Source organism: Trichococcus flocculiformis (genome assembly GCF_963662535.1).
GTDB lineage: Bacteria > Bacillota > Bacilli > Lactobacillales > Aerococcaceae > Trichococcus > Trichococcus flocculiformis.
In genome coordinates this window covers 25,094-51,135 of the sequence record NZ_OY759718.1, presented here as the reverse complement: position 1 = coordinate 51,135, position 26,042 = coordinate 25,094, and the positions used below count along the sequence as shown (strand labels likewise).

The 26,042-nt window shown below is 42.9% G+C and carries 26 protein-coding genes; 20 read left to right on the top strand and 6 right to left on the bottom strand.

Annotated elements, in window-relative coordinates; genetic code table 11:
- Positions 1–107 precede the first annotated feature (107 nt).
- From ACKPCD_RS00260 to ACKPCD_RS00240, 5 genes are all read left to right on the top strand, one after another.
- Positions 108–1,127, top strand: coding sequence for an ROK family protein (locus tag ACKPCD_RS00260; RefSeq protein ID WP_321433705.1), 1,020 nt, complete (start codon positions 108–110; stop codon positions 1,125–1,127).
- Positions 1,124–2,179 (top strand): PTS fructose transporter subunit IIC, encoded by a 1,056-nt coding sequence (locus ACKPCD_RS00255; protein ID WP_321433704.1) that lies wholly within the window; start codon positions 1,124–1,126, stop codon positions 2,177–2,179. Before ACKPCD_RS00260 ends, ACKPCD_RS00255 begins: the two co-directional genes overlap by 4 nt.
- 99 nt (positions 2,180–2,278) lie before the next feature.
- Entirely contained in the window at positions 2,279–2,605 is a 327-nt protein-coding gene (locus ACKPCD_RS00250) for a PTS lactose/cellobiose transporter subunit IIA (RefSeq protein ID WP_321433703.1), read from the top strand.
- Between the two features lie 17 nt (positions 2,606–2,622).
- Positions 2,623–2,955, top strand: a complete 333-nt coding sequence (locus ACKPCD_RS00245) for a PTS sugar transporter subunit IIB (protein WP_321433702.1) — start codon at positions 2,623–2,625, stop codon at positions 2,953–2,955.
- A 3-nt stretch (positions 2,956–2,958) separates the two neighbouring features.
- On the top strand, positions 2,959–4,269 hold the full coding sequence (locus ACKPCD_RS00240) for a PTS sugar transporter subunit IIC (RefSeq protein ID WP_321433701.1): 1,311 nt from the start codon (positions 2,959–2,961) through the stop codon (positions 4,267–4,269).
- A 49-nt stretch (positions 4,270–4,318) separates the two neighbouring features.
- Here the strand turns inward: ACKPCD_RS00240 and ACKPCD_RS00235 are convergent, their stop codons facing one another.
- On the bottom strand, positions 4,319–5,107 hold the full coding sequence (locus ACKPCD_RS00235; RefSeq protein WP_321433700.1) for a glycyl-radical enzyme activating protein: 789 nt from the start codon (positions 5,105–5,107) through the stop codon (positions 4,319–4,321).
- Positions 5,108–5,258: 151 nt separating this feature from the next.
- Here ACKPCD_RS00235 and ACKPCD_RS00230 point away from each other — a divergent pair, with 151 nt between their 5' ends.
- From ACKPCD_RS00230 to ACKPCD_RS00215, 4 genes are all read left to right on the top strand, one after another.
- The gene (locus tag ACKPCD_RS00230; RefSeq protein WP_321433699.1) at positions 5,259–6,002 is read left to right on the top strand and encodes a DeoR/GlpR family DNA-binding transcription regulator; all 744 of its coding nucleotides are present in this window, start codon (positions 5,259–5,261) and stop codon (positions 6,000–6,002) included.
- 159 nt (positions 6,003–6,161) lie between these two features.
- Positions 6,162–8,600, top strand: coding sequence for a glycyl radical protein (locus tag ACKPCD_RS00225; RefSeq protein ID WP_321433698.1), 2,439 nt, complete (start codon positions 6,162–6,164; stop codon positions 8,598–8,600).
- A 119-nt stretch (positions 8,601–8,719) separates the two neighbouring features.
- Positions 8,720–9,403 (top strand): fructose-6-phosphate aldolase, encoded by a 684-nt coding sequence (locus tag ACKPCD_RS00220; protein ID WP_321433697.1) that lies wholly within the window; start codon positions 8,720–8,722, stop codon positions 9,401–9,403.
- A 22-nt stretch (positions 9,404–9,425) separates the two neighbouring features.
- Positions 9,426–10,526, top strand: coding sequence for a glycerol dehydrogenase (locus ACKPCD_RS00215; protein WP_321433696.1), 1,101 nt, complete (start codon positions 9,426–9,428; stop codon positions 10,524–10,526).
- Positions 10,527–10,621: 95 nt separating this feature from the next.
- On the opposite strand, the gene ACKPCD_RS00210 is transcribed toward ACKPCD_RS00215, so the two are convergent.
- Both ACKPCD_RS00210 and ACKPCD_RS00205 read right to left on the bottom strand, forming a co-directional pair.
- Positions 10,622–11,425: an HAD family hydrolase gene (locus ACKPCD_RS00210; protein WP_321433695.1), complete on the bottom strand. Its 804-nt coding sequence runs from the start codon at positions 11,423–11,425 to the stop codon at positions 10,622–10,624.
- Positions 11,426–11,619: 194 nt separating this feature from the next.
- Positions 11,620–12,597 (bottom strand): aldo/keto reductase, encoded by a 978-nt coding sequence (locus ACKPCD_RS00205; RefSeq protein ID WP_321433694.1) that lies wholly within the window; start codon positions 12,595–12,597, stop codon positions 11,620–11,622.
- A gap of 182 nt (positions 12,598–12,779) precedes the next feature.
- Between ACKPCD_RS00205 and ACKPCD_RS00200 the strand changes: the two genes are divergently transcribed.
- The 4 genes from ACKPCD_RS00200 (at position 12,780) to ACKPCD_RS00185 (ending at position 15,167) form a co-directional block, all read left to right on the top strand.
- Positions 12,780–13,538: a carboxymuconolactone decarboxylase family protein gene (locus ACKPCD_RS00200; protein WP_321433693.1), complete on the top strand. Its 759-nt coding sequence runs from the start codon at positions 12,780–12,782 to the stop codon at positions 13,536–13,538.
- A gap of 17 nt (positions 13,539–13,555) precedes the next feature.
- On the top strand, positions 13,556–13,912 hold the full coding sequence (locus ACKPCD_RS00195) for a MerR family transcriptional regulator (protein ID WP_321433692.1): 357 nt from the start codon (positions 13,556–13,558) through the stop codon (positions 13,910–13,912).
- A 258-nt stretch (positions 13,913–14,170) separates the two neighbouring features.
- Positions 14,171–14,623 carry a MarR family winged helix-turn-helix transcriptional regulator gene (locus ACKPCD_RS00190; protein ID WP_321433691.1) on the top strand — a complete coding sequence of 151 codons (453 nt, stop codon included), beginning with the start codon at positions 14,171–14,173 and terminating at the stop codon, positions 14,621–14,623.
- A gap of 25 nt (positions 14,624–14,648) precedes the next feature.
- Complete coding sequence (locus ACKPCD_RS00185; RefSeq protein ID WP_321433690.1) at positions 14,649–15,167, top strand: spermidine/spermine N(1)-acetyltransferase; 519 nt, start codon at positions 14,649–14,651, stop codon at positions 15,165–15,167.
- Between the two features lie 57 nt (positions 15,168–15,224).
- Here the strand turns inward: ACKPCD_RS00185 and ACKPCD_RS00180 are convergent, their stop codons facing one another.
- On the bottom strand, positions 15,225–16,121 hold the full coding sequence (locus ACKPCD_RS00180; RefSeq protein ID WP_321433689.1) for a MurR/RpiR family transcriptional regulator: 897 nt from the start codon (positions 16,119–16,121) through the stop codon (positions 15,225–15,227).
- Between the two features lie 228 nt (positions 16,122–16,349).
- On the opposite strand from ACKPCD_RS00180, the gene ACKPCD_RS00175 reads away from it, so the two are divergent.
- Both ACKPCD_RS00175 and ACKPCD_RS00170 read left to right on the top strand, forming a co-directional pair.
- The gene (locus ACKPCD_RS00175; protein ID WP_321433688.1) at positions 16,350–16,589 is read left to right on the top strand and encodes an SWEET family sugar transporter; all 240 of its coding nucleotides are present in this window, start codon (positions 16,350–16,352) and stop codon (positions 16,587–16,589) included.
- 14 nt (positions 16,590–16,603) lie between these two features.
- The gene (locus tag ACKPCD_RS00170) at positions 16,604–18,040 is read left to right on the top strand and encodes a 6-phospho-beta-glucosidase (protein ID WP_321433687.1); all 1,437 of its coding nucleotides are present in this window, start codon (positions 16,604–16,606) and stop codon (positions 18,038–18,040) included.
- Between the two features lie 175 nt (positions 18,041–18,215).
- On the opposite strand, the gene ACKPCD_RS00165 is transcribed toward ACKPCD_RS00170, so the two are convergent.
- Positions 18,216–18,392 carry a hypothetical protein gene (locus ACKPCD_RS00165; protein WP_321433686.1) on the bottom strand — a complete coding sequence of 59 codons (177 nt, stop codon included), beginning with the start codon at positions 18,390–18,392 and terminating at the stop codon, positions 18,216–18,218.
- A 149-nt stretch (positions 18,393–18,541) separates the two neighbouring features.
- Positions 18,542–19,606, bottom strand: coding sequence for a helix-turn-helix transcriptional regulator (locus tag ACKPCD_RS00160; protein ID WP_321433685.1), 1,065 nt, complete (start codon positions 19,604–19,606; stop codon positions 18,542–18,544).
- Positions 19,607–19,826: 220 nt separating this feature from the next.
- Between ACKPCD_RS00160 and ACKPCD_RS00155 the strand changes: the two genes are divergently transcribed.
- The 5 genes from ACKPCD_RS00155 (at position 19,827) to ACKPCD_RS00135 (ending at position 26,025) form a co-directional block, all read left to right on the top strand.
- Entirely contained in the window at positions 19,827–22,163 is a 2,337-nt protein-coding gene (locus tag ACKPCD_RS00155; RefSeq protein WP_321433684.1) for an alpha-L-rhamnosidase-related protein, read from the top strand.
- A 38-nt stretch (positions 22,164–22,201) separates the two neighbouring features.
- A complete protein-coding gene (locus ACKPCD_RS00150) occupies positions 22,202–23,446 on the top strand; it encodes an ABC transporter substrate-binding protein (protein ID WP_321433683.1) in 1,245 nt (414 codons plus the stop codon).
- A 138-nt stretch (positions 23,447–23,584) separates the two neighbouring features.
- Positions 23,585–24,487 carry a carbohydrate ABC transporter permease gene (locus ACKPCD_RS00145; RefSeq protein WP_321433682.1) on the top strand — a complete coding sequence of 301 codons (903 nt, stop codon included), beginning with the start codon at positions 23,585–23,587 and terminating at the stop codon, positions 24,485–24,487.
- Between the two features lie 18 nt (positions 24,488–24,505).
- Positions 24,506–25,336, top strand: a complete 831-nt coding sequence (locus ACKPCD_RS00140) for a carbohydrate ABC transporter permease (protein WP_321433681.1) — start codon at positions 24,506–24,508, stop codon at positions 25,334–25,336.
- A gap of 62 nt (positions 25,337–25,398) precedes the next feature.
- Entirely contained in the window at positions 25,399–26,025 is a 627-nt protein-coding gene (locus ACKPCD_RS00135; RefSeq protein WP_321433680.1) for a DUF624 domain-containing protein, read from the top strand.
- Positions 26,026–26,042 lie beyond the last annotated feature (17 nt).

Below are 26,042 nucleotides of genomic sequence, written 5' to 3'. Positions count from 1 at the left end.
TTAATTGCGAAAGAACTCGTTTTAAGTTTCACATGAAGTTTGTTTGCGGTTGGGTTATCGACTTTTAAGATGCCTTATAAGCGAGAAGGGAAAAGGAGTGCTTTATTATGTACATGGTTTTTGATATTGGAGGATCTTCAGTAAAATACGCAATTTTGGATCGATCGGGAAATATTTATATAAAGGACAAATTCCCAACACCAAAAAGTTCATTGGATTTGCTTCTGTTCGGTATGTTCGATGTGATTGATCGCTACGACGAACACGAAATTAAAGGTATTTCGATTTGCTGTCCAGGTGTTGTTGATTCTTATCAAGGAATCGTCTATTATGGCGGGTGCTTAACTTACTTACATGAAGTTTGTTTGAAAGAAATTTTAATTGGTCGATACAACATACCTGTGTCTATTGAGAATGATGGGAAAGCAGCAGCACTTGCAGAGTTATGGCGTGGCGGGGTGAATGAATCAAAACATGCAGTCGTGATGGTTTTAGGAAGTGCCATTGGTGGCGGAATCATTATTGATGGAAAACTTCATCGCGGGCAAAATTTTTCGGCAGGTGAAGTGAGTTACATGATTGGCGATCCTATCGAAAATCAAGATTTAGTTTATAAAATGTGTGGGTTTGATGCCTCTGCTCCAAAAATGGTTAGTGAAATTGCAGAACTTAATGGATTATCACCGGATGCTGATGGAGAAATGGTATTTAAATATATCAATGAACAAAACGAAGAATCTTGGAGAGTATTTTGTGAGTATTGTCGTAAAATTGCGCGTATGATCATCAGCCTTCAGTACGTTTTGGATCCGGAACGGTTCATCATTTGTGGCGGTGTAAGTAATCAGCGTATTGTCAGAGATCAAATTATGAACGAAGTAAAGCGAATCTATCAAGCAAATTCAATGTACTTGTTACTTCCGGTGATTGAAAATTCAAAATTAAATAATGATGCTAATTTGTACGGAGCGCTTTATCATTTCTTAGAAGAATACGTAGTAAATGCTGAAGAATACGAGCAGTATCATGAAGTGCATTGTCCTAATTGTCGGTTTGATTTGACACATTCAGAAATATTTCATTTAAGTAAAGGTGAATTACAAGAGCAACTGCGAGGTAGTTTATGAACAAGAAAAAAAATCCGATTTTAGAATCCATCATTTCAGGTGTCAATTATATGTTGCCATGTGTAGTAGCAGGCGGAATTATGTTAGGGATTAGTTTTTTAGTGGATGACATTTCAATCAATCCTGCTAATTATGGAACCAACTTACCGTTAGCGGCATTCTTTAATCAAAATGGGAATGTGTTGTTTAGTTTAATGCTTCCAGTATTTTGTGCGGGTGTTGCATTCTACATTGCCGGTAAATCGGCTATTCCAGCTGCATTGATGGCGGGTGCGTTAACTAGGGATGGGGATTCTAGTTTTTTGGGAGCGTTATTGTTGGGATTTGCCGTAGGCTATCTTGTTCTAGCCCTAAGGAAAGCATTTGAAAAGCTACCGGAAACATTCTCAATATTAAGGGATTTGCTTTTGGTCCCATTGATATCGGCCGTATTGACAGCAATACTTACACAATTTTTGGTAGAACCTGTCATTGGCAAATTAAATATTTTGATGAACTCTGGTTTGCAATCAATGAGCGGATCTAGTCAAGTTTTCTTAGGAGCGGTATTGGCTTTAATGCAGTCAGCGGATATGGGAGGGCCAATCAATAAAACAGCGTATTTATTCGCAACCGCAGCCCTAGCCAATGGAGAGTATTCTTTGATGTCGGCTGTCTTGGCAGGTGCACTGATTCCGCCATATGTTACAGGGATTTCAACTCTGATTTTTAGAAACAAATTCACCAAAATAGAAAAGGGCCAAGGTATCACAAATTTAATTATGGGACTAGCCGGAATCTCTGAAGGGGGCATTCCATTTCTATTAAAAGATCCGTTGCGAGTTGGTTCAGCCTGTATGATTGGTTCCGCCATTGCTGGAGGCGGATCAATATTATTTGGTTGTTCAGTCATGGCCCCATTTGGCGGTTTGTTTATTTTACCTCTAAATGCTAATCCATCAGGTTTCTTGATTTCGGTCGGTTTGGGAGTAGCGACAGGTGTTGCAATCTTAGGGCTTACGAAAAGAGAAGTAAATGCAGCGGAATCAGAGATTGTGCAACAAGAAGCGTAGTATTGATAAGGGTTCATTGGTATGAAAAATATAGAGGCGAGACATTACAGCATTTTGTAAAATTAATTTATATTGAGTTTTGAGAAGGAGAGGATAGGATTGGAAACGATTGTACCAGATCAAATTATTATGGGGTTGATTTTAAATGCAGGGGATGCGAAACAGCATCTTTATCAAGCATTGAGTCAAGTTAAACAGGGAAACTTTGAAGAAAGCGAAAAAGAAATGGAATTGGCTGAAGTCGCAATGAATGAAGCGCATAATTTACAGACGCGTTTTCTAGCCCAAGAAGCGGGTGGGACAAAATCAGAAATCACTGCATTATTTGTCCATGCGCAAGACCATTTGATGACGACAATTACAGAAATTAATTTAATAAAAGAAATCATTGACTTGCGAAAAGAACTAAAAAAACCAATTTTATAAAAGGGAGATTGAAAATTATGATTAAAATCGGATTATTTTGTGCAGCAGGTTTTTCAACAGGGATGTTAGTGAACAATATGAAAAATGCAGCTCAAAAACGTAACCTTGAAGTAGAAATTGACGCCTATCCTCAGGCCAAGTTGAGTGACTGTGTTAAAGGCATGGACGTAGCTTTATTAGGACCTCAAGTAAGTTACACATTCGGGAAGTCTGAACTGATTTGCAAAGAATGCGACGTCCCATTAGCAGTGATTCCTATGGCTGACTATGGAATGTTGGATGGGGAAAAAGTATTGGATCTTGCTTTAAGTCTATCAAACAATAAAGTATCCGCTTTTGGAGGGAAATAGCCAATGGGAAATTTTAACTCTCAAAAAATTATTGCGCCAATCATGAAATTTGTAAACATGCGCGGAATTATAGCTTTGAAGGACGGGATGTTATCCATTTTACCTCTTACGGTTGTCGGGAGTCTTTTCTTGATTCTTGGTCAAATTCCATTTGAAGGTGTCAATAACGCAATTGCAAATATTTTCGGGCCTGATTGGACAGAGCCTTTCATGCAAGTTCATGCAGGTACGTTTGCCATTATGGGATTGATTTCCTGTTTTTCAATCGCATATTCATATGCTAAAAATAGTGGGGTAGAACCTTTGCCAGCCGGTGTTTTGTCACTTTCATCATTCTTTATTACGTTGAGATCGTCTTATGTCCCTGAAAGTGGGGAGCCGATTGGTGATGCGTTATCCAAAGTATGGTTTGGTGGTCAAGGAATTATCGGAGCTATTATTATCGGATTAACTGTTGGGGCAATTTACACGGAATTTATTCAGAAAAAAATCGTTATTAAAATGCCTGAACAAGTACCACAAGCGATCGCAAAACAGTTTGAGGCCATGACACCTGCATTTGCGATCTTTCTATTGTCGATGATCGTCTATATTATTTCAAAAGCCATCACAGATGGCGGCACTTTTATTGAGATGATTTATGACGTAATTCAAGTACCGTTGCAAGGTTTGACCGGGTCGTTGCCGGGTGCCATTGGAATCGCATTTTTCATCTCATTCTTATGGTGGTTTGGGGTTCATGGCCAATCAGTGGTCAATGGAATTGTAACTGCATTGCTATTGTCAAACTTAGATGCGAACAAAGCGCTCTCCGCTGCCGGGAATTTGTCATTAGAAAATGGCGCGCATATTGTAACGCAGCAATTTCTGGACAGCTTCCTGCTCATTTCTGGTTCTGGAATAACCTTCGGATTAGTCATTGCCATGCTATTTGGAGCCAAATCCCAACAGTATAAAGCACTTGGGAAAGTTGCGGTTTTTCCAGCTCTGTTCAATGTGAATGAACCCGTAATCTTCGGGTTTCCGATTGTGATGAACCCAGTGATGTTTATCCCCTTCTTATTGGTGCCGGTGCTTTCAGCTGTGCTTGTTTATGGTTCAATCGCAGTAGGCTTTATGACACCATTTGCGGGAGTTACGTTGCCTTGGAGCACGCCCGCAATTATTTCTGGATTGATGGTTGCAGGATGGCAAGGAGCAGTATTACAAATTGTAATCTTATCCTTATCCGCAATAATCTATTATCCATTCTTTAGAATTCAAGACAAGATTGCATACAACAACGAGCTGGAAATGAATAAAACAACCGAATAAAATAGTAAAAAAGATCCAATGAGTGAGTTCTCATTGGATCTTTTGCATTCTATCTTACAAGACAAGAAATACCGTGTTCTTCCATAATTTTTCTAAAGTATTCCAGATCTTCTGTATGAAGTTGAGGGATATCTTGCATTTCATATTTGCGATTTAAATCTTCATATTTTTTTTGTCCAAATTGATGGAAAGGAAGCAACTCAATTGTTTTAACACCCATTTTATTGAATAACAATGCAAATTGTTCCGCATCTTCTGGACTATCATTGAAATTAGGAATAACTGGAATGCGGACAATCAGATTCTCATGATTTTCTAAAGCGAAAGCTAAGTTCTTTAAAATCATTTCATTCGTGGTACCAATTCCTTCGCGATGTTTTTCAGGATCATAGTGCTTTACATCAAAGTATAAAGCATCCACTTGTTCAATATATTTTTCAAAAACTTCAGGTTTTGCATAACCTGTTGTTTCAGTTGCAGTGTGAATACCTTTAGCTTTCAATTGTCGCAACAATTCAGTAGCAAACTCGGCTTGATACAATACCTCACCGCCTGAAAGCGTGACACCGCCACCTGATTCTTCATAAAATGCAACATCTTTCATGACCTCTTGAATTATTTCATCGATAGTTTTGTAGTCTCCGACAGTTGTAAACATTTTTTTTTGATTATTCCATATTTTTTCCGGGATACCACTTTGTGATTCGGGATTGGAACACCAATAACATCGTAGAGGACAACCTTTGAAAAAGACCACAGTACGTATTCCAGGACCGTCATGGATACTGAATTTTTGGATATTAAAGATACATGCCTTCAATTGAGTTTGTGTTGTCATATAAATCCCCTTCTTTCTTTATTAAAGAGTATTCTATCACGAAAAACATCAAACGTAAATAAAAATAGTTACGTACGAAATTAAAATGATGGAATATTGTTTAGGATTCTTAAATATGGTATTCTGAATAAAATTGAAGTGAGGGATGTTTATGTCGCGAGAAGAAGAAATTATTTCTATAGTAAGTGAAAATAAGAAAATAGAAGTAAATGAATTGGCGAATTTATTGAAAGTATCACGAGTAACCATTCGCAAGGATTTGGATAAGCTAGAAGCAAGAGGTATTCTTCATCGACAACATGGTTTTGCTGTTTTGAATAATCAAGATGATATTAATTATCGGCTTGCGTATAATTACGATCTGAAGAGAAAAATTGCTATGGAGGCTGCAAAGCTAGTCAAAGATGGCGAAACGGTCATGATTGAATCAGGTTCGACATGTACCTTGCTTGCGGAAGAACTTGCTTATAACAAAAACGAAGTGACTATAATCACCAATTCCTGTTTTATCGCTTCTTATATCAGAAAAGCCGAATCCGTCAAAGTGGTGTTGATTGGCGGAGAGTATCAAAAAGATTCTCAAGTAAATGTGGGACCATTGGTTAAAAAAATAATTAGTGATTTTTATGTTGATAAGTTGTTTGTAGGAATTGATGGATTTGATGAACGTAGAGGATTCACAGGAAGTGATATTACTCGGTGTGATACTGCAAATACGATGATGACCGCAGCAAACCATACAATCGTTTTGACAGACTCCAGTAAGTTTTCTCAGGTAGGCGTGGTTTCGGAATTTTCTTTTAAGGATATTTCAATGGTGTACACAGATAGTGGAATTGAAGAAGGGAAACATCAGTTCTTAGAAAAAAAGGGCATCAAAGTTGTTACTGTTTAACTCAATAATCTACCTTATAAAACAGGAATGCACAATTGTGCATTCCTGTTTTTCTTTCGAAGGGTATTGATATTTCGTTTGACACTTCAGGGGGTACTATGATATATTTTTTACGAAAGAAAGATGTTGTAGTTTCAAACGAAGAAAGGGCGTGTCGATATGAATATTCAATCGAAAGAAAGAACAACTATTAATCAGCCGCATTTTGGATTATTGACAGAACGTATGAATGAATATCGTGAATCAGTGTTGGAAAAGAAACCTTATATTTGTGCAGAACGTGCTTTGTTAGCAACTGAAGTCTATAAAAAACACCAAAATCAAACAAGTAACATGAAACGCGCATTGATGTTGCAAAATATTTTAGAAAAAATGTCTATCTATATTGAAGATCAAACGCTGATCGTTGGAAACCAGGCAAGTTCAAATAAAGACGCACCAATTTTCCCTGAATATACTTTAGATTTCGTGATTGATGAATTAGATAAATTTGAAAAACGTGATGGTGATGTGTTCTATATCACCGAAGAAACAAAAGAACAATTACGTTCCATTGCTCCTTTCTGGGAAAATAATAACTTACGTGCTAAAGCAGGAGTGCTATTACCTGAAGAAGTGCAAGTTTATATGGAAACAGGATTTTTTGGAATGGAAGGCAAAATGAATTCTGGTGATGCCCACTTAGCTGTCGACTATCAAAAAATGCTGGAAGTTGGATTGAGAGATTTCAAAGAACGTGCTCTTAAAGCAAAAGCAGATTTGGATTTAACTCAAACGGATAGTATTGGAAAATATCATTTTTATAATTCAGTATTGATTGTGATCGATGCAGTGAAAACGTATGCAGATCGCTACTCCAAATTAGCGAAAGAAATGGCTGAAACAGCTAAACCGGAACGCAAAAAGGAATTACTTGAAATTAGCCGTATTTGTGCGAAAGTTCCTTATGAGCCGGCAGAAACATTTGCAGAAGCAGTACAAGCTACATGGTTCATCCAATTAATTTTACAAATTGAATCAAATGGTCACTCACTGTCTTATGGCCGTTTTGATCAATATATGTATCCATATTTGAAAGCAGATCTGGATAAAGGTGCAATCACAGAAGATGAAGCGGTAGAATTGTTGACAAACCTATGGATCAAAACATTGACCATCAATAAAGTACGTAGCCAATCGCACACATACAGTAGTGCAGGTAGTCCTTTATATCAAAACGTAACAATCGGTGGACAAACAAGAGATAAAAAAGATGCAGTAAATGAACTTTCTTTCTTAGTACTTCGTAGCGTTGCGCAAACAAAATTACCTCAACCTAATTTGACTGTTCGTTATCACGCTGGGTTAAACAAAGCGTTCATGAATGAGGCTATTGAAGTCATGAAACTTGGTTTTGGTATGCCTGCCTTCAATAATGATGAGATAATCATTCCATCATTTATCAAATTTGGTGTATCTGAAGAAGATGCGTATAATTACAGTGCCATCGGGTGTGTAGAAACAGCTGTACCAGGTAAATGGGGTTATCGTTGTACCGGTATGAGTTACATGAATTTCCCTAAGATTTTAATGATTGCTATGAACGACGGTATCGATCCAGTGTCTGGCAAACGCTTTACCGAAGGTTATGGACACTTCAAAGATATGAAATCATATGAAGAATTGGAAGATGTATGGGATAAGACAGTTCGCGAATTAACTCGCATGAGTGTCATTGTTGAAAATGCGATTGATTTAGCAATTGAAAAAGAAGTGCCAGATATTCTATGTTCGGCATTGACTGAAGACTGTATCGGTCGAGGAAAAACATTGAAGGAAGGCGGAGCTGTATATGACTTTATTTCAGGATTGCAAGTCGGAATCGCCAACTTAGCTGACTCATTAGCTGCAATCAAAAAATTAGTTTTTGAAGAAGGCAAAGTCACACAAGAAGAACTTTGGGAAGCTTTGATGACTGACTGGGAAAGTAAACGCAGTCAAGAAATCCAACAAATGATCATCCATGATGTTCCGAAATATGGAAATGATGATGATTATGTTGACCAATTTGCAGTAAAATCATATGACGTCTATGTCGATGAAATTAAAAAATATCCTAATACACGTTACGGACGTGGACCAATTGGCGGTATTCGTTACTCTGGTACTTCTTCTATCTCAGCCAATGTCGGACAAGGGCGTGGTACGATGGCAACACCGGATGGGCGTAAAGCATGGGCGCCACTTGCTGAAGGATGTTCACCTTCTCACAATATGGACCAACACGGACCAACTGCTGTATTGAAATCAATTTCGAAATTGCCTACAGAAGATATTTTGGGTGGGGTACTTCTAAATCAAAAAGTTAATCCGCAAACACTTGCTAAAGAAGAAGACAAGCAAAAATTGATTATGATGATTCGGACATTCTTTAATAAATTAAAAGGGTACCACATTCAATACAATGTGGTAGCTAGAGAAACATTGATCGATGCGCAAAAACATCCGGAGAATCATCGCGATCTGATTGTACGTGTTGCTGGTTATTCAGCATTCTTCAACGCGTTATCTAAAGCTACGCAAGATGACATTATTGAACGTACAGAGCATGTGATCTAAGCATGTTTGAATGAGGATAGAACAGGAATATTCCTGTTCTATCTCATTTTATAGCGGTCAGATGGATGTACTTATGGAAATTTAGCGAAAACAATCAACTAGTTAGGGGAAGATAGATTATGGAGTTTTTATTAGATACTGCGAATTTAGATGAAATCGAAACATATGCGGCGATTATCCCATTATCTGGGGTAACATCTAACCCATCAATTATAAAAAATGAAGGAAAAATCCAATTTTTTGATCATATGAAGAAAATTCGTTCAATCATTGGCAAAGAAAAATCTTTACATGTTCAAGTGGTTGCAACCGATTATGACGGCATGATCAGGGATGCTGAAACGATTGCAGAAAAAATAGACTCAGAAGTATACATCAAAGTACCGACCAGTCAAGAAGGCTTAAAAGTCATCAAAGAATTGAAAAGGCGTGGGATGAATGTTACTGCCACAGCCATATACACTAAATTTCAAGCATACTTAGCGATAGCTGCTGGTGCAGATTATATTGCTCCATATTTCAACCGGATGGAGAATCTTAATATTGATCCTAGAGAAGCTATTTCAGAAATGGCAAAGGAAATTTCACGTACCAATAGCTCGACTAAAATCTTAGCAGCAAGTTTCAAAAATGTAGCGCAAGTGAATGCAGCTTTAGAAGCTGGTGCACAATCAGCAACGATGGGCTGCGATATTCTTAAACAAGCATTTGGAATGCCATCCATTGATAAAGCAGTAGTGGACTTTACGGGAGATTGGGAATCGATCTACGGCGAAGGAACTGCTGTCTATAATCTAAAATAAAACAGAAAAGGTGAAAAGAAGAATGGAAAAAGTATTTGCAAGTCCTTCAAGATACGTTCAAGGGAAAGGTGTCCTGTCGACAGGAACCAGTTATATCAAGGCTTTAGGTAAACGAGCATTATTATTAAGTGATGATATTGTATATGGAATTGCTGGGAAAAATTTACGGGAGAATCTCGAAAAGATTGAGATGTACGTAAAATATGTACCATTTAATGGAGAAGCCTCCACTGCTGAAATTCAACGTGTAAGTCAGATTGGCCGAGATGTCCAAGTAGATTTAGTCATAGGGTTAGGTGGGGGTAAAACGATTGATGCCGCTAAAGCAATTAGTGATCAATTGGCCGTCCCTGTTGCAGTTTTACCAACAATTGCTTCCACAGATGCACCCACTTCTGCACTTTCGGTTATTTATTCAGATGAAGGAGTATTTGAAAAATACCTTTTCTACAAAAAGAATCCTGAATTAGTTCTTGTTGATACAGCAGTAGTGGCAAAAGCGCCTTCCCGATTACTTGCTTCAGGAATTGCAGATGCAATGGCCACGTGGGTCGAAGGTCGTTCGATCATCAAGAATGCAGGCAAAACAATGGCTGGTGGCACACCAACTCTAGCGGCAGAAGCAATTGCGGAAAAATGTGAAAAAATCCTATTTGAAAACGGACTAAAAGCAATGGCGGCATGTGAAGCGAAAGTTGTTACACCTGCATTAGAAGCTGTCGTAGAAGCAAATACATTATTAAGCGGTATTGGATTTGAAAGTTGCGGTTTAGCTGCAGCACATGCGATCCACAATGGGTTCACTGCTTTGCATGGAGAGATCCATACATTGACACATGGTGAAAAAGTGGCTTATGGAACGCTAGCCCAACTTGTGTTGGAAAATCGACCAAAAGAAGAACTTGATCGTTATATTTCTTTCTACCAAGCGTTGGGATTGCCGACTACTTTAAAAGAATTGAAGTTGGATAATGTTTCTTATGAAGAATTATTGGAAGTTGGCAAGCTTGCAACTCAAGAAGGAGAGACCATTCATCAGATGGGGCTTCAGATTGATGCGGATAGCGTGACGGATGCTCTCTTTGCCTTGGATTCATATGTCCGAGCTAACGTTGCTAAGTAAAAGCTTTTCTTTTTATCAAAACTGACCAATCATCATTACCGCTTATATAAAATAAGAGACGTCCCAATAAGGACGTCTCTTATTTTTCGAAAATATTAGGAAACGCTTACTGTATTGAATACTTTCTCAAGCGTCTGAATCACTGCGTTTTCGTTATTTGATCCGATTACATATTTTGCGACTTGTTTCACCTCGGCATTTGCATTCCCCATCGCAAAACTATTTGGTAAATAGCTTAAAAGTTCAATGTCATTGCTGCTGTCGCCGAATGCTAAAATTTCCTCTTTTTGAATTCCCCAGAGTCGCTGTAATTCCTGTATCCCCGTTAACTTGGAAACACCTTTTGGAATAATGTCGAAGTAACCAAAACCACTTTGCGTAACACGCCAATTTTTAGGTAAGGCAGAGCGAACAGGTTTAAGCATTTCATTGTAATCGTCGTCCAATTTTAAAGTGAGTTTGACTACTGATTCATCGACTTCCGATAAATGATCAACCTCATCAATCCGAGGATAATGATGCGCCAAAGCAGACAAGAAATTATCTGTAGGATTCTTCAGAATGAAGGCTCCGGTTGTTGTACTTACTACAATGTTTTTTTGTGATTCCAGAGACAAACGGGAAACAAACGACTGATAATCTTCGCTTGCTAGTGTTTGGCTAAAATAAGTCTGAGTTCCAAAGTGAATCGTACTTCCATTGTCTGTAATGTAAATCAGTTTTTCGGATATTCCATCAAAATATTGAACAGATTTAATAAACTGATTTCCTGTTGCAATAACTACTCGTACACCTTGAACTATTAATTTTGAGGCTAAATAACTAAATTGTTCTCGATTAAATTGTTTTTTGTCATCCAGTAAAGTACCATCCAAATCAATGGCAATCATTTTTATCATAATATCATCTCTCTTTCTAATGATGATATTACCCTTATTTAGTTTTATTCGCAACTATTTTGCTTCCGTACGTAATTTTTGTTTGCCTGGACATATTGCGAGTTCGGAAAGATAGTCTGCGTTTAGGGAAATTTTTTATGCTTTGCAGCAAAATCTTTTAGTGCATCCCTCGCAAATGGTTTCAAAAAAACCGGCTATCTGTACCCCGTGATATTCCTCGGTACGTATGCTTCCTCCAGATACTGGATCTCTTTCGGGCTCAAAGCGACTTCGAATGCTCCCAGGGCATCGTCCAGGTATTTCACTTTCGTTGCGCCGATCAGCGGGGCGGTTACGAAGTCTTTGCTCAGCATCCAGGCCGTGGCGACTTGACCGCGGGTGATGCCGCGCTCGTCGGCCAACTTGTGAACCCTCGAAATGACTTCATTGTCGGAAGCTACTAGATAAGCAGGCAGCTTTATTTGCGTGGCTTGGCTGGCACGGGCCGTGACGGCGCCGATGTCTCTCGTCAATCTTCCGCCAGCCAGTGGGCTCCAAGGTGTCATCGCAACTTTTTGGTCCTGCAGCAAGGGGATCATTTCGCGTTCTTCTTCGCGGTAGAGCAGGTTGTAGAGATTCTGCATGGAGACGAATTTCGTCCAGCCGTTCTTCTCGGCGACGAATTGGGCTTTCGCGAATTGCCAGGCATGCATGGAAGAGGCGCCGATGTAAAGGACTTTCCCCATTTTCACCAGATCATGCAGCGCCTCCATCGTCTCTTCGATCGGCGTGCCGTAATCCCAGCGGTGGATGATGTAGAGATCCAGATAGTCCGTCTGCAGTCGTTTCAGCGAATGCTCGATTTCGGCAAAGATGCTTTTGCGGGACAGTCCTTTCGCATTCGGCCCCTCGAACATCGGGAAGTACAGTTTGGAAGCCAGCACGATTTCGTCGCGGTTGGCGAAATCTTTCAAAGCCTTTCCGACGATTTCTTCGCTGGAACCGGATGAGTACAGATTCGCGGTATCGAAGAAATTGATGCCGGAGTCCAACGCTGTCTTGATGATTTCCCGGCTCTCCGTTTCGCCGATCGACCATTTCTCGCGGCCGCGTTCAGGTTCCCCGAAGCCCATGCACCCCAGGCAGAGTTTTGAGACCTCCATACCGGTATTCCCTAATTTTACATATTCCATGTCAGCGCCTCCAATATTTTTGTTTTGATTATACCGCTAGTGTACAGCTTGGAGTAAACTCCAAGTCAAATCTTTTTGTCATCCACAAAAAATATTTTTCATTAGCCGCGGTTATGGTTGACTTGGAGTCCACTTCAGGATTTAAACTGAAAGCAACAAAATGAAAACTGGAGGAATGGAAAATGAAAATAAGTGAAACTGCGCAAAAGAACCACGATGAACTGTTTCCGGGACATGTGTCGGTATTGGCCGAGAAGGATCCGGAATTGATCGAAGTGTTCGACAATTTTGCGTTCGATGAGGTGCTGCAGTACACCAGTCTGGATGTGAAGGAGCGGCAAATAGTGCTCTTGGCGGCGTTGATCGCCATGCAGTGCGTGAACGAGTTCAAGGCGATGGCAAAGGGGGCCCTGAATGTGGGTGTCACGCCGATTGAGCTGAAAGAGATCGTCTATCAGGCGGTCCCGTACGCCGGCCTGGGCAAAGTGTTCGATTTCCTGCATGCGACAAACACGGTGCTGGAGGAAAGCGGGATTGCGCTGCCGCTGGAAGGGCAGGCCACGACGACGGTTGAAACGCGTTATGAGAAGGGGTTGGAAATCGTCCGCGAAGCCGCGGGTGAGACTGTGGATAACCTGTTGAAAACAATGCCGGATAACCAGAAGCACTTCGCCACTTTTCTGGCGGATAACTGCTTCGGTGATTATTTTACCCGCAACGGGCTGTCCATCCAACAACGAGAACAGCTGATTTTCGTCATGCTCGCTTCGATGGGCGGGGCTGAAACGCAAATGAAGGGGCATATCCGCAACAACCTCCGCGTCGGCAATGACAAGCAAAAGCTGCTGGATACGCTCACCGTTCTGTTACCGTTCATCGGGTATCCGCGGACATTGACGGCCTTGAATTGCCTGAATGAAGTCGCTCCGGAAAAAAGCTGAAAGCGCAGGGGATAAAGATGAAAATCGCTCAAGTCAGCAAAGAGAAAAAGGTATCGATTGATAGTTTGCGTTATTATGAACGGATCGGATTGATTCCGCCGGTGAAACGAACGGCGGGCGGCATACGGGATTATTCGGAGCAGGATCTGCGGTGGTTGGATTTCATGATTGCCGCGCGGTCTGCAGGGGTGTCGATCGAACCTTTGATCGATTATGTGCAGCTGTGTGCAGAAGGGTTCCATACATTTCCGGCCAGACGGGATCTGTGGGAAGACGAGTGCGACCTGCTTGAAGAGAGGATACTCGGACTGCAGGAGACTTTGGCGCAAATGAAAGCGAAAGCTGAATATTATGACTGGATGCTAAAGGGATAGGGTTGGGACTTTTGTTCCAGCTCTTTTTTGTGTGCGAGTTTCATCCGAGACACCTTGTTATCCGCTGAGACAGTGAGAGTTGTCGGATAACTTGGAATATCCGACAAGTTGAGAGCAAACATGCCGCTAGATGTCGGATAACTTGGGAATATCCGACATCTTGAGCGCTACCTCTCTACTCATTTGGATTTTTGTTGCAAATGCAATAAAAATCCGTTATGCTTTATCTAAATTTCAAAAATAAGGCAGGTGAGTTGTATGGCGGAAATTCTCCGCGAAATCGGCATGATTTCCAGAGCGCTGGACTCGATCGCGAACATCGAATTCAAGGAATACGATCTGACGAGGGGGCAGTATCTGTACCTCGTCCGGATCTGCGAGAATCCGGGCATCATCCAGGAGAAGTTGGCGGAAATGATCAAAGTCGACCGCACGACGGCCTCGCGCGCCATCAAGAAGCTCGAGGCGAACGGCTTCATCGAAAAGAGAGCCGACTCCGCAAACAGAAAAATCAAGCATATTTTCCCGACAGAGAAAGGCAAAGCAATCGCACCGAACATCAGCAAGGAAAATGACCACTCGGAACGGGTGGCGCTGCAGGGGTTATCGGAAGCGGAAACGCTGCTTCTCCGCGGACTGCTCCAAAGGGTCCGGAACAACGTCGAAGGCGATTGGGAATACGTGAAAAAAGGCAACAAAAGAAATTATTAAAGCAAGGGTAAGGAGTGCATCATATATGGCTATCACACTGAAAAAATGCGGCAGCGCAGATTTAGCGGATCTTCAATCAATCGGGATCGAAACATTCACGGACACGTTCGCAGCCCACAACACGCCGGAAGACCTGCAGGACTATCTGGAAAAGGCCTACGATCCGGAAAGGCTGAAGGCTGAGCTGGCCACGGAGGGTTCGACTTTCTGGTTTCTGTACGACGGGCAGGAGCTGGCGGGTTATCTGAAAGTCAATGTCGATGCGGCCCTGACGGAAGACATGGGCGACGATTCGTTGGAAGTGGAGCGGATCTATATCCGGCCGGCCTTCAAACGTAAGGGACACGGGAAATATCTGATCGACAAAGCGATCGAAGTCGCCCGCGCGCAAGGCAAGGCTTCGGTCTGGCTGGGCGTATGGGAACACAATCTGAATGCCATCGCGTTCTATGAAAAGATGGGCTTCGTCCGCACCGGCGCACATTCGTTCTTTATGGGCGACGACGAACAGACGGACTTCATCATGACGAAGCAGTTGAGCTGACAAGAGACACAAAAAGCCATCGCCGGGTTGCGGGCGATGGCTTTTTGCATGCTCTTTTCATTTTTTCGGAGCCTGCTCCTCTTCCTTGATGATGTCCAAGGTTGAAGACCGGCCGGCTTCGATCGTCTTGGAAGTGCTGATCCGCAGCTGCAGATTTTTGTCGTAATCCAAAGCGAAGATGCAAGAATACAGCACGTCCAGCAGGTAGACGATGGCACTGTCTGTGGAGAAGGTGGCGATTTTTGAGTAGAGTTTCTCCCGCGTGCTGATCCTGAGGACGCAATCCGCCAGCCGCGCTGTTGTGTTGTCGCCGATATTGGTGATGGCGATGATGGGGATGCCGTTAGCCTTCAGATACTGGATCGATTCATTCAGTATTTCCGTTTCACCCGAATAGGAAACGACAATCGCGCATGAGGACGGATCCGCAAGGCAGGCTTTAAAGATCATTTCACCCTGCAAAGAACAGATGTCGACCCTTTTTTTGATCCGCGACATATTGTGCTGGAATTCTTGCGTGATCAACAGGTTGTTGCTTACCGCAAAAAGGCTGATATAGGAAGACTTCCGGATGATTTGGATAGCCTGCTGCAGGTCGTCATGGGTGATCAGCGACAAGGTGTCGTCGATGGATTCCTTTTCCAAGGCAGCAATTTTACTTGCAATCGACATGATGGTATCATTACGTTGAAAAGGCAGGTTAGCGTTTATTTCGCTGAAATGTTTCTGCAGATACTCTTCCTCATTCAGGTAGGCTTCCTTCAATTGGCTCCAGCCGCTGAAATTCATTTTATGGGCGATCCGCACCAGCGTGGACGGTGAAGTGAATGTCGCCTCGGCAATCTCTTTGGTGGTCATCTCCCTGATGGCCAGCTTCTTCTCCAAGATATAGGTCGTTATCATTTTTTCGCTGTTTGAAAATTCAAAGTTTTCGAGCCGTTCTCTGATGAGCATCCCAATCCCCCTCGCGTATTTTTTCTGACTCTCAAGAACATCATACCAGATTTGAGAATCTTATTTAAAAATCCGGAGCAAAAAAACGGAAAATTTGTAAACGGTGTTACGGAGTGTCCGGAAGTTATTGTCTTTGGTCCGCTATCCATTATAATCGAGTGGTAAATGAATGCAGCCATCTCACTAGGCATTCGAGTCGCGCATCCAAACCGGTAGGGGGAGAAAATAATGATAGGCTTCATCGCAGCTGTTTTGACAACGCTGTCTTTCGTTCCGCAAGCTTGGCAAATCATCAAGACAAAGGACACATCGGGTATTTCGTTGGGCATGTACGCCATGTTCGTGGTGGGCGTGTTTCTTTGGCTGATCCACGGGTGGAATATCCAGGATTATGCCGTCATCGCAGCGAACGGCATCACCTTCATTTTGGCATCAATCATCTTGGGTTATAAAATCAAATACAAATAAGAGGAGAGATAGATATGGCATTGGACAAAGATTTTTTGTGGGGCGGCGCCTTGGCTGCCCATCAGTTTGAAGGAGGGGTTCTGAACACTTCCAAAGGGTTAAGCGTGGCGGATGTCATGACGGCCGGAGCGCATGGCGTTCCCCGCGTCATCACGGACGGTGTGGTTGAAGGCAACTACTACCCGAACCACGTCGGCATCGACTTCTATGGACGCTATAAAGAGGATATCGCTTTGTTCGCCGAAATGGGCTTCAAGTGCTTCCGTACGTCGATCGCTTGGTCGCGTATTTTCCCGAACGGCGATGAAGCCGAACCGAATGAAGAAGGCCTGCAGTTCTACGATGATGTCTTTGACGAATTGTTGAAATACGGGATCGAACCGGTCATCACACTGTCCCACTTCGAGATGCCTTACCATTTGGCCAAAGAATACGGTGGGTTCATGAACCGCAAAACCGTAGATTTCTTCGTCAACTTTGCCGAAGTCTGCTTCAAACGCTACAAATCCAAAGTCAAATATTGGATGACCTTCAACGAAATCAACAACCAAATGAACTACAAGAACGACATCTTCGGCTGGACCAACTCAGGCGCGCACTTCGGCGACTATCCGAATCCGGAAGAAGCCATGTACCAATGCGGCCACTATGAATTGCTTGCCAGCGCTTTGGCTGTGAAAATCGGCAAAGAGATCAACCCAGATTTCCAAATCGGGAATATGATCGCGATGGTGCCGATCTATCCGTATTCTTGCCGTCCTGCCGATATGGTATTGGCGAACCAAATGATGCACGATCGTTGGTTCTTCTGCGATGTGCAATGCCGCGGCCACTATCCGGCCTACGCCTTGAAGATGTTCGAACGCAAAGGCTTCAATCTGGACATCACCGAAGCTGACAAAAAAGCTTTGGCTGAAGGAACAGTCGATTACATCGGCTTCTCCTACTACATGAGCAACACCGTCGATTCGACTGTAAATAAAGATGTATCGAAATCGCTGGACGGATCCAGCGCACATTCCGTGAAGAACCCGTTCATCGAAGAGTCCGACTGGGGCTGGGCGATCGATCCGGAAGGCTTGCGCTACACCTTGAATCAGTTATATGAACGCTATGAAAAACCATTATTCATCGTCGAAAACGGCTTTGGCGCAATCGATGTCAAGGAAGAGGATGGCAGCTGCCATGACCCTTACCGCATCGACTACCTGAGATCGCATATCGAAGAAATGAAAAAAGCTGTCGAAGAGGACGGCGTCGATCTGATGGGCTACACACCTTGGGGCTGCATCGACTGCGTCTCGTTCACGACCGGCGAAATGAAGAAACGCTACGGCTTCATCTATGTCGATAGGGACAATGAAGGCAACGGAACACTGGAAAGAAGCAAAAAAGATTCATTCGACTGGTACAAGAAGGTCATTGCTTCCAACGGGGAAGATTTGGCTTAGTCTAATCGGAAAACTAATCAAGAAGATAATCCTAGTCAATCACTTCAAGCGTCAACTTGGTTTTCTCTATAATAAGTAAATATAAATGGACCCTGTAGAGGGGCACTTTTCCAGTGTCGATTCTACAGGGTCCATTTTGGATTTTCCGGGTTGTATTATGTATTTGCCATAGCTTTTAAATCGTTCCTATTTTCTTTCCACCGCGTTCTTCTTCCCAACGCAAAAGGACTTCTTTTTCTTGTGGATTGCGTGGACGCTGTCTTCCTGGTTTTAAATCGGGGAATTCTTTTTTCATTTCAGTTAGGATAGAACGCTTTAATGCTGGTGTAAGCGGCATTTTAGGTTTCGACATGTTGATTCCCCTCCTTTTCGTCATCATTATAGGATATTCTCATGGAATAGTCTATTGGTTAGACTGTCTGGATTCCGCTTCCGACTGCGCAAACCGTCGGAGGGCTCCCCCAATGACCCCAGCCTCCTCAGCAAATCCCCCGAAACATGTCACAGCTTAAATTTACTGTGGTTTTTCCTGAACTGGGAAGGCGTCGTCTCATAGAATTTTCTGAAGGAACGGATAAAGTTCTCCTGATTTTTATAGCCGACATCAGGACCGATATCCTGGATTTTCATATTAGTGTGCTTCAGAAGGTCAGCCGCAACTGTCATCCTTTTTCTTAGCACGAATTTGGTGAAAGACTCTCCCGTTAATTGTTTGATCCGCAAAGAAATGTGTTGGGTGGAATAGTGAATAGAATCCGATAGTTGTTCCAAGGTGATATCTCTATAGTTTTTCTCGATGGAAGTGATGATCTCGAAATCGATCATGTCCCGTTTGCGTTGTGGTTTCGGCATGATTGATCTGTCTTCATAGTGGCGGAGCAAATGGCTGAACAGCAACACAAGATTGGAGTGGACGACTTGCACATAATACTTTTGTTTGTTGATCGTCTCCAAGAACATATCCAAGATCATATTTTTGATTTTCAGGTCCCCGTTTGTCGGGAAAATGATGAAGCTGTCGATTTTTTTCGCATAGATGTCGCTGATCAGGAAGTTTGAGAAAATATGGTCGCCGCTAAGGTTGTTGAAGAAAATCTCTTGGAAGCTGTCCTTCTGGATGAGGATATTCAGGACAATGCTGTAGTTGTTCACATCCAAGGAGTGGAAGACGCCAGGCGGAACGAGACAGATGTCACCAGTCCGCATCACAAAGGTCTTGTTATCAATGAACTGTTCAAACTCCCCTTCATAAACATAGAACATTTCGTAAAAATCGTGTTTGTGCATGACCGGAGTTGAATACCGCGTATGCTGGGTGATCCGGACTTTCAAGGGGTCATTTTCATTAAAGAAATAACTTTCAGAGAATGTTTCAGGAGGATTCAGTGTATCTGAAACCATATGCGGAAGGATCGGGACCAATTGTTCTTTTGCCTCTTCTTCATTGAGCGTGGCCACAAATTCTTTAATCAGCTGTTTGTTAGACCGGATTTCCCGATGGTTCATCAAATATTCTTCGACTTTCGTGTACTCATGCAATTGCCGCAGTAGTTGCTCCAGCTCCATTATATTTTCAGTTCCTTTCAAATATATTTTCTAAAAACTTATTTCAGCATATCCTGTGATTATTCGATTTAGTTAACTATATTTGCCCTTTTTGATAAAAATAGTCACTTTTCCATTATACTATGGATTATTCGTTAGAAAAAGTCAATTTTATTAGCGTAATTGCGCAATGGTCGATTTCTTTGGGAACCCTTACAATTCAAACATAAGGAGGGTTCAAATGGATAGAGACAGAACAACTGAGTGGATTTGGATAAAAGATTGGACACTCGAAGATGGAGAAACGCCTAAACAAGTCTATTTTCGTAAAGAAATTCATCTTTCAGCTCCGATTAAGGGAGAATTGAGGATATCCGCTGATTCCCGGTATAAACTATATATAAATGACAAGCTTGTGGAGGTGGGTCCGAGTAAAGGGGATCGACAGATTTGGTATTACGATACGCTTGACATCACAAAGTATTTGTTGGAAGGATTAAACGTCTTTGCGGTGAAAGTGCTGCGGTATCCGCTGCATCATTCAAAAGGGAACCATGGCATCTTCCGCACGGATACACCAGGGCTCTATGTTTCGGGAGAATTGACAAGCGCTGAAGGTTTTGTGCAGAGCATCCAGGCAGACGAAACCTGGCGCTGCCTCATCGATCCAAATTTTGAAATCATTTCGGAGTCAGCAGTTTTTGCGCCCTTGCAGATATATGAGAAAGCAAGCGGCGATGCTAAAAATGCCGACTGGCTGAAGCCTGGTTTTGATGCACGGGATTGGCCAACGGCGAGGGCATATCAGCCATCCGAGATGAGCCGAGCGGTCAGTCCAGGGAACTTGCATACGCGCACCATTCCCTTTATGTACCGGAAGGAACGTAATTTCGAGAAAATCATGACACTGAGGCAGTCGGAACATCCGAAAGAAGCGTGGGAGAAATTTCTCCGCAAACGAGAGCGCATTGTCGTTGCGCCTAACAGCAAAGAAATCATTGAGATTTCTGCTGGTGTGGAAATGACCGGCTATCTCCAACTGGCGGTTTCCGGCGGGCATTCCGCCAAAATCAACATTCTTCAATCGGAAGCTTACGTCCAAAACGCAAAAACAGTCGTCAATGGTCTGGAGATACCTTTGAAGGAAGATCGGGAGGACTATCTGGGAGGGCACCTGGAAGGATTCACTGATGCATATACAGTAGCGGGTTACGGTACGGAACAAGCACCGGAATGCTATGAACCATTTTGGTTTCGGACATTCCGCTTCATCGGGATGGAAATTGAAACCAAGGACGAGGAACTGGTTCTGGAAGCTTTTGACTACGTCGAAACCGGCTATCCTTTGGAAGTGAGCACGTCTTTCGAAAGTTCAGATGAAAGTTTGAGCGCAATTTGGGAGATAAGCGAAAGGACCTTGAGGCGCTGTATGCATGAGACGTATGAGGATTGTCCTTTCTATGAGCAGTTGCAGTACGCAATGGATTCCAGGCTGCAGATACTGTATACCTATGCTGTCTCTGCGGATGATCGGCTCGCCCGCAAATGTATGGATGATTTTAAGCGCTCTCATCGTTACGACGGCACCTTGAATGGTTCGTACCCTTGCTATGGGCCGAATGTCATACCCGGATTTTCCATCTACTATATCTTGATGCTGCATGACCATATGATGTATTTTGATGATGTGACGCTTCTGGAATATCATATGCCTACGGTTGAAGGCATATTGAACTACTTTGAGAGAAATTTGAGGCCTGAAGGGTATGTGGGCAAGCTTGGCGGTATGAACGGAATCGATCGCTACTGGTCATTCATCGACTGGACGCCGGAGTGGAACGGCACAAGCGGTGTTCCTCCTGCAACATTGCAGGGTGCCATCGCGATGGAAAGCTTGCTCTACATCATGGGCTTGCAGACGGCAGCACAGATTGCTGGACATCTTGGCCGCAGCCAATTGGCAAGCCAAATGGAAGAAAAAGCAGAAGCGGTAAAGCGTGCCATCAGAAAGTACTGTCTCGGCTCAAACGGAATGATCCAGGATGGTCCGGGTATTGAAACGTACAGCCAACATACACAAGTGTTTGCATTATTGACGGATACCCTTTCCCATCAACAGGCAAAAGCAAATTTGTTGGAGACGATCCTGCATAAAGAAAACTATGCGCAATGCTCGGTGGCGATGTCTTTTTATCTCTATCGCGCCTTACAGAAAGCTGAGCTCTATGAGATGACTGATGATTACTGGAATATTTGGCGCAGAATGATCAAGAATAATGCCACGACTTGCGTTGAGGCAGAAGCCGGCGAAAGAAGCGAATGCCATGCTTGGGGGTCTTTGGCGCTGTATGAATTGCCGAGTGTGACATTGGGCGTTTACCCAGCCGAACCAGGCTACAAATCAGTCGTGATCGCCCCAACTCCTGGATACCTGACATGGGCCAAAGGAGAGGTTATGACGCCTCATGGGCTTGTCAAAGTTGACTGGAAGAAAGATGGAGCTGGTTTAAGTGTCAGTTATCAGGTGCCGGAAGGTATGAATGTATACGTTATCAGCAGTACGGATAAACGCAAATGAACAATCAACAATTTTAAAAAAAGAGAGGAAGAATAAGGATGAAAAAGAAATTATTGTTTACAATTGCTTCAACGATGCTGATGTTCCCGTTGATTTCAGGATGCGGACAAGAAGCCACAAGTACGGATGGGGAAGTCGCGGGCGATTTGGTCATCTGGGAACATGACCCTAGTTTTGAAGAACCTGTACAAACGCTGGTGGATGAGTTCAATAAAGAATACCCCGATGTCACTATTGAGGTGGAAGCCAAGTCAGGGAGCGACTATTACTCGCTGTTGACGACATCCCTGCAATCAGGCAGCGGCCCTGATCTGTTCTGGACGAACGGAACAGCGACAGAAAATATGCAAACCTTTGTCGAACAAGAAAAAATTGCCGACATTTCAGACATAGTCGATTTGAGCGAACTGTCCGAAGAGTCGTATGACTTAGCCAAAATCGATGACAAAACGTACTCGGTTCCTTGGATGACCTTCGATGCAAGAGCGGTTTATTACAACAAAGATATCTTTGAAGAATTGGGCATCACGGAACCAAAAACGTTCGACGAATTTGAAGCGATGCTTGAGAAAATTAAGGACAATGGCTATGTGCCGATTTCGTTATCCGGGTTGAGTTCATGGCAGCTATTGTGGGTCTATGAAGTGCTGTTGGCTTCACAATACCCAGAATACACGAAGGGCTTCGATGATTATTCTGTAAAAGCAGATTCAGAGGAAGCAAGAGCGGCGTTGGACAAAGTTGTTGAATGGGCAGAAAAAGGCTACTTCGGTGACGGATTCAAAGGTGTGGACAGCAATGGACAAACCCTTGCGTTTACGACAGGCAAAGCGGCGATGACCATCGATGGTTCTTGGATGGTGCAAACAATCGAAAAAAATAATCCGGACCTGAATTTTGGCGCTTTCCAGATTCCTTCCAATGATGGCACGAAAACGATGATGGGATCATTCGCGAATGGATTCTCGATGAATGCCGACACAGAAAACAGTGCTGCAGCAGAAGCATTCCTGCAATTCTGCGCAACGAAGGAAGCGCAAGCGATTTGGGTGAAGGAATTGCATGCCGTTTCCGGCGACTCAGAAATCCCGTCGGCTGAAGGTGTTGCCCAAGAAATTTCGAATGCCGATCAAGTAGTCGGCACTTGGCAGTCGATGTTGACAAAACACTCCTCTGGTAAAAACTCTGCAGCTTCCGTTTGGGAAGAGGAAGGGACCGCTATTTTTGGAGACAAACTTACTGTGGATGAATTGATGGACAAAATCGGCGCAGCCATGGATTAACCCAACAGAAAAATGAAATGCATCGTTTTGGAGCAGCATCCGTCGAGTCATTAAACAGACTGGACGGATGCTGCATCACAAAGCGCCAGGACGTGCGACCGACAAGCTGTTGGAATTTTCAGCAAAAGGAGTTTACCCATGAAAAATCTATTGAAAAGCAAGCCTCAGATAGGGTTTATCCTACCAGGGTTTCTGATATATACACTTTTTGCCATCATCCCCATTTTTTCGGCCATGTACTACAGTTTTTTCGAATGGCCCGGAATCGGGGAGAAGACCTTTGTTGGCCTTGATAACTTCATTACGCTGTTCACCGATGAAACGGTGGCCCCGATTTTCTATAATGCGTTGTTCAATAACCTGAAATATATAGTGTGCATTTGGTTCATCGTCACACCTGTACAATTCATATTGGCCTATATCCTCTTCATCAAAATCCGCGGCGCCCAGTATTTTAAATTGATGCTGTTTTTGCCTTACGTAATCAGTTCAACGATCATCGGTTTCTTCACTACCTTGATTTTCGATCCGAACATAGGCAGTCTGAATGCAGTGATTGAATCGATGGGCGGAATTGGGGGCTTGTGGCTGGGTGATCCCAACATGGCTTTCAAAATCCTGATTTTGGTTGTGCTTTGGCAAGGGATCGGAACAGGCATGATGATTTTTTATTCGGATATGCAGGGGATTCCCAATTCCTTGATTGAAGCCAGCGAAATGGATGGCGCCAATGAATGGGTAAAATTGACAAAAATCATTTTTCCGATGTCCATTTCTTCCTTTACAACGAATATGGTGATGTCTACAATATGGGCATTAGCTGTTTTCGATCTGCCGTTCTTGTTGGGCGGCGTGACCGGTGGAGCTGATAAATCGCTGGATTTCGTGAATATCATGTTCTACCGGTACACTTTCGGAACTGCGCTGAACGGGAAATCCAATATGGGCTTCGGTGCTGCCATCAGTGTCGTCATGTTCCTGATCATTGCGGTGATTACGCTGGTGCTGACCCAGCTATTGAAGAAACTTGAGAAAAATTAGAAAGATAGGAGAGATAAAATGAAAAAGAAGCAAGATACCCTTTTAAGAAATGCACTGTCTCTGTTATTGCTCTTGTTTACTTCAATAACTTTAATTTTGTTGGTCATCACGTTCATGAATTCATTCAAGAGCAGTTCAGAGCTAGCCAGAAATACATTCGGGTTTCCGAGTACAATCACGCTGCAAAACTATATCACAGTGATCACGGAAGACAATTTCTTCAAATATCTGTTCAACAGCTTGTTCATCACTTTGGTGGGTGTGTTCTTCCTACTATTGCTGAGCGCGATGGTAGCTTACGGCATTTCCAGGTATGAATTCAAGCGAAAAGAAGTCGTGAGCACCTATTTCCTGATCGGGATGATGTTCCCCGTACAATTGTGTGTGATGCCGCTGTTTGTTATTTTGAGAAATATGCAGCTGCTCAATACAATGACAGGCGTCATCCTGCTGTACATCGCAGGGATGTCTTTCCCTGTATTTACGCTGACCAAATTTTTCCGGAACATTCCCGCATCGATCGAAGAATCGGCAAGGCTGGACGGTGCGAGCGAGTTCCGGATTTTCTTCAGCATCATCATTCCGATCTGCAAGCCAGTATTGGCGACGCTCGGCTTGATCAACGGCATCCGCATCTGGAATGATTTCTATATCCCGATGGTTTTCCTTTCGGATTCGAACAAAAGAACGCTTATGTTAAGTGTCTATAAATACATGAGCGACTTCGTCCGGAACTGGGATCTGACTTTTGCGGCAGTCGTTCTGACCCTGATTCCGATTCTGATCTTGTACTTCCTGTGTTCCAGTCAAATTGTTGAAGGCATTACGGACGGAACGGTCAAAGAGTAAAACTCAGGCTGTTGGGGTAGTGGTGTGAATGAGTGAAAAGGTAAAGGATGGGGGTAAGCATAATGGATAATACATCTAGAGATGAGAATAAAGCATGGAGTTTATTGGAGAAAGTCGGTAATCTTGCCATCCTCAATTTTCTCTTTTTGATCAGTTCACTCCCGCTGGTGACGATCGGAACGGCGCTGCTGACCCTTAATCAAGTCGGGAAAAATATTCTTGATGATAACGAACCTTATGTCTTTACGACCTATTTGCGATATTTCAAGCGGAATTTCAAACGCGGCACCAAAAATTGGCTCTTGACCCTGCTGTTTTTCGTGTTGATTTTCGGCAATCTGATCATGCTGGAAAATGATATAGTCAATCCACTGTTGAAGATGGCAGCGCTGAGCGTCGTTCTGATATTCCTGAGTCTGTATCTGATTGTGGTGACCTTCGCATTCAATTTGGATGCGAAGCACAAAAAAAATCTGAAAGACACTGTCATCCAGAATGTGGTTATCGGCTTCCAAAATCCAGTAGTGACAATCGGATTGGTCTTGTGGAATGTTTTGAACATGCTGTTCTTTGCCTGGTTGCTGACATTTGCCGGCTTCTTCCTGATCTACTACTTCTCGATAGGGTTTGCTCTGCTCAGTTTAGGTAACGGCAGTTTGATAAGGAGATTGAAACAGAAAATAGATTGAATAGGTTAGTGCTTGTA